Source organism: Klebsiella sp. H-Nf2, assembly GCF_002806645.1.
In the GTDB taxonomy this organism is placed as follows: Bacteria; Pseudomonadota; Gammaproteobacteria; order Enterobacterales; family Enterobacteriaceae; genus Klebsiella; species Klebsiella variicola.
Window position 1 is genome coordinate 1 of the sequence record NZ_PIBL01000027.1, and the last position, 3,957, is coordinate 3,957.

General features: G+C 41.6%; 7 protein-coding genes and 1 pseudogene. All 8 read left to right on the top strand.

Features of this window, described 5'->3' with window-relative positions:
- Positions 1–117 (top strand): annotated as a pseudogene (locus tag CWM58_RS27790) (sulfatase modifying factor 1); the annotation flags it as partial.
- A 175-nt stretch (positions 118–292) separates the two neighbouring features.
- Positions 293–1,186: a formylglycine-generating enzyme family protein gene (locus CWM58_RS27795; protein WP_025711977.1), complete on the top strand. Its 894-nt coding sequence runs from the start codon at positions 293–295 to the stop codon at positions 1,184–1,186.
- A gap of 45 nt (positions 1,187–1,231) precedes the next feature.
- Positions 1,232–1,348 (top strand): hypothetical protein, encoded by a 117-nt coding sequence (locus CWM58_RS28980; RefSeq protein ID WP_004217423.1) that lies wholly within the window; start codon positions 1,232–1,234, stop codon positions 1,346–1,348.
- 21 nt (positions 1,349–1,369) lie between these two features.
- The gene (locus CWM58_RS27800; RefSeq protein WP_100682222.1) at positions 1,370–2,263 is read left to right on the top strand and encodes a formylglycine-generating enzyme family protein; all 894 of its coding nucleotides are present in this window, start codon (positions 1,370–1,372) and stop codon (positions 2,261–2,263) included.
- 52 nt (positions 2,264–2,315) lie between these two features.
- Entirely contained in the window at positions 2,316–2,417 is a 102-nt protein-coding gene (locus tag CWM58_RS29620) for a hypothetical protein (protein WP_371934360.1), read from the top strand.
- A gap of 21 nt (positions 2,418–2,438) precedes the next feature.
- On the top strand, positions 2,439–3,332 hold the full coding sequence (locus tag CWM58_RS27805) for a formylglycine-generating enzyme family protein (protein WP_100682223.1): 894 nt from the start codon (positions 2,439–2,441) through the stop codon (positions 3,330–3,332).
- Between the two features lie 45 nt (positions 3,333–3,377).
- A complete protein-coding gene (locus CWM58_RS28985) occupies positions 3,378–3,494 on the top strand; it encodes a hypothetical protein (protein WP_004217423.1) in 117 nt (38 codons plus the stop codon).
- Between the two features lie 141 nt (positions 3,495–3,635).
- Positions 3,636–3,957, top strand: a 322-nt coding sequence (locus CWM58_RS27810) for a formylglycine-generating enzyme family protein (protein WP_413773492.1), incomplete at its 3' end; no start/stop codon positions are given.

A 3,957-nucleotide genomic window follows, 5' to 3' on the forward strand; every position in this document is an offset into this window, starting at 1 on the left:
TACGCATTGACTATGTTTAGACAATCTGCTTCACCACTCCCAGAAGAAGTTGATGGTGACTATGAAAAATATGGTGTTGGTCCGCAGTATGTATTTCGTTGTGTCGTTAATAAATAATGTGTGATGCCATCTCTTATTTTAACCGAGTCAGAATGCTCAACGAATATTCGGCTGAACCGGATAGGATATTTAATCTATCCCGGATTTCCTGATGTCAGAATATCTTGCCATGATTGATGAGCTGCACCCGACGGGGACAATGACTGCCTGATGCAAAGGCTTAGGTGATAAGATGAGAAAATTAATCGTAGTTGCTTCTGTTGCCGCCAGTTTACTGCTCGGGTGCGACCAGAAGAGTACTGACAAGCGTGAAACCTTGTCTGAAGCGCTTGTTGCTAAGTCGCTCTCTAACATGGTTCCCGTTCAGGGCGGCGAGTTTTTAATGGGGGATTTTGGCCCATTAGTCGGTGAAAAACTGCCTTTCAGCATAAACCAGGATGACAAGGTATTACATAAGGTTGTATTAAGCGATTTTTCAATATCAAAATACAAAGTCACCAATGATGATTATAATAAATATCTGCAGATAACAGGAGTAAAAAAACCACCCATTAATATTCTGCTAAAAGATTACCCATCATTGCAAAAAAGTGATTATTCTGTTGGCATCACCTGGCAACAGGCAAAAGACTATTGTCAGTGGTTAGGTAAGGAGTCTGGTAAAAAATTTGATTTACCAACAGAGGCGCAATGGGAATATGCAGCAAGATCCAGAGGGCAATACATTCCGTTTGCAACGAATAATGGTGAGTTCCTGCCCGGTAAAAACATCCCCAGCCAGGATGAGCTGAGTGAATATACTGATGGAGCAGGTATTCCTATTTATCCAGTGGGGAAATATCCCCCAAACCCCCTGGGTCTGTATGATATGGGACTTAGTGGCTCAGAATGGACCAATGACTGGTATGCGTCAGATTATTACTCTCATTCTCCGGTAAACGATCCTCAGGGACCCGTAAAGGGGACCGAAAAAGTCCTCCGCGGGAATGTTGGCGGTGACAGACAATACGCTTTAACCGTGTTCAGACAATCAGATTTGCCAGTTCCAAAGATCAATAAAGACGATGATTATGAAAAATATGGTGTTGGTCCGCAGTATGTTTTCCGTTGCGTCATCAATAAATAATGTCGTTTGGTGGTGACATATATCATTTTAACCGGAGCAACAACGTTGAATGAATGTTCCAATAAACCGGAGAGACTATTTAAACCTGTCCCGGATAGCCTGATGTCAGAATATCTTGCCATGATCGACGACCAGCACCCGACGGGGACAATGACTGCCTGATGCAAAGGCTTAGGTGATAAGATGAGAAAATTAATCGTAGTTGCTTCTGTTGCCGCCAGTTTACTGCTCGGGTGCGACCAGAAGAGTATTGGCAAGCGTGAAACCTTGTCTGAAGCGCTTGTTGCTAAGTCGCTTTCTAACATGGTTCCCGTTAAGGGCGGCGAGTTCTTAATGGGGGATTTTGGCCCATTAGTCGGTGAAAAACTGCCTTTCAGCATAAACCAGGATGATAAGGTATTACATAAGGTTGTATTAAGCGATTTTTCGATATCAAAGTTTAAAGTTACCAACGATGATTATAATAAATATCTGCAGATAACAGGAATGAAAAAACCTCCCATTAATATTCTGGTAAAAGAGTACCCATCCTTGCAAAAAGGTGATTACTCTGTTGGTGTGACCTGGCAACAGGCAAAAGATTATTGTCAGTGGCTAGGTAAGGAGTCCGATAAAAATATTGATTTACCGACAGAAGCACAATGGGAATATGCGGCAAGGTCAAGAGGGCAGTATCTTCCTTTTGCGACTAATAATGGAAATTTCGAGCTTGGTTCTAATATACCTGAACAAAAGAAATTAGATGAATACACAGATGGTTATGGTTTTCCTATTTATCCAATTGGGAAATATCCTCCGAATCCGCTAGGTTTATACGATATGGGGCTAAGTGGAGCCGAATGGAGTAATGATTGGTATTCAACTGATTATTATTCCCACTCCCCTGTTTATGATCCTCAAGGTCCAGTTAAAGGTAATGAAAAAGTTTTAAGGGGGTATGTTGGCGGAGATCGTCAGTATGCCTTGACTATATTCAGGCAATCGTCACAACCTGTGCCAAAATTTGCTGGGCGTGATGATTATCAAAAGTTTGGAGTTAGTCCTCTTTTTGTATTTCGTTGCGTTATTAATAAATGATATCGTTTGACTGTAATACTATATTATAGTCGGAACGCTCAATGAATATAATATTCCGCTGGACAGCCTGTTTAAACCTGTCCCGGATAGCCTGATGTCAGAATATCTTGCCATTATCGACGACCAGCACCCGACGGGGACAATGACTGCCTGATGCAAAGGCTTAGGTGATAAGATGAGAAAATTAATCGTAGTTGCTACTGTTGCCGCCAGTTTTCTGCTCGGGTGCGACCAGAAGAGTACTGACAAGCGTGAAACCTTGTCTGAAGCGCTTGTTGCTAAGTCACTCTCTAACATGGTTCCCGTTAAGGGCGGCGAGTTCTTAATGGGGGATTTTGGGCCGTTAGTCGGTGAAAAACTGCCTTTCAGCATAAACCAGGATGATAAGGTATTACATAAGGTTGTGTTAAGTGATTTTTTAATATCAAAATATAAGGTTATTAATAAGAATTATAAAGAGTATTCAAAACTTACTAATAAAAGAGCACTGCCAGTAGGTCCATTTATGAAAAATCATCCATCTTTATTATCCGATGATTATTCAGCAAATGTGACCTGGCAACAAGCAAAAGACTATTGTCAGTGGTTAGGTAAGGAGTCCGGTAAAAAAATTGATTTGCCGACAGAGGCGCAATGGGAGTATGCAGCAAGATCCAGAGGGCAGTATCTTCCGTTTGCTACCAACAATGGTGAGCTTTTACCCGGGAAAAATTTCCCGAACCAGGACGAACTGGATAGTTATACTGATGGTATTGGGCTTCCTTTTTATCCAATAGGGAAGTTCCCGCCAAACCCCTTAGGTCTGTATGATATGGGACTCAGTGGCTCTGAATGGACCAATGACTGGTATGCAGCAGATTATTACTCTCATTCTCCGGTAAACGATCCTCAGGGGCCTGCGCAGGGTACTAAAAAAGTCCTGCGCGGGAATGTTGGCGGTGACAGACAATACGCTTTAACCGTGTTCAGACAATCAGATTTGCCAGTTCCAAAGATCAATAAAGACGATGATTATGAAAAATATGGTGTTGGTCCGCAGTATGTTTTCCGTTGCGTCATCAATAAATAATGTCGTTTGGTGGTGACATATATCATTTTAACCGGAGCAACAACGTTGAATGAATGTTCCAATAAACCGGAGAGACTATTTAAACCTGTCCCGGATAGCCTGATGTCAGAATATCTTGCCATGATCGACGACCAGCACCCGACGGGGACAATGACTGCCTGATGCAAAGGCTTAGGTGATAAGATGAGAAAATTAATCGTAGTTGCTTCTGTTGCCGCCAGTTTACTGCTCGGGTGCGATCAGGGAAATACCACCGGGAGTGAAAAAGCAGCTAAAGCACTTGTGGATAAATCGGTCTCTAATATGGTCCCTGTTCAGGGTGGTGAGTTTTTAATGGGTGATTTTGGTCCATTAGTTGGTGAAAAATTACTTTTCAGCATACAACAGGATGATAAAACTTTACATAAGGTTATTTTAAGTGATTTTTCGATATCAAAATATAAAGTCACCAACGATGATTTTAATGTTTATTTGAAAGTAACAGATAAAAAAATCCACCCTGTGGATATACTGGCAAAACGTCATCCTTCTCTGCTAAAGGGGGATTATCCTGCAGGTGTTATCTGGCAACAGGCAAAAGATTATTGTCAGTGGTTAGGTAAAAAATCCGGTAAAAAAATTGATT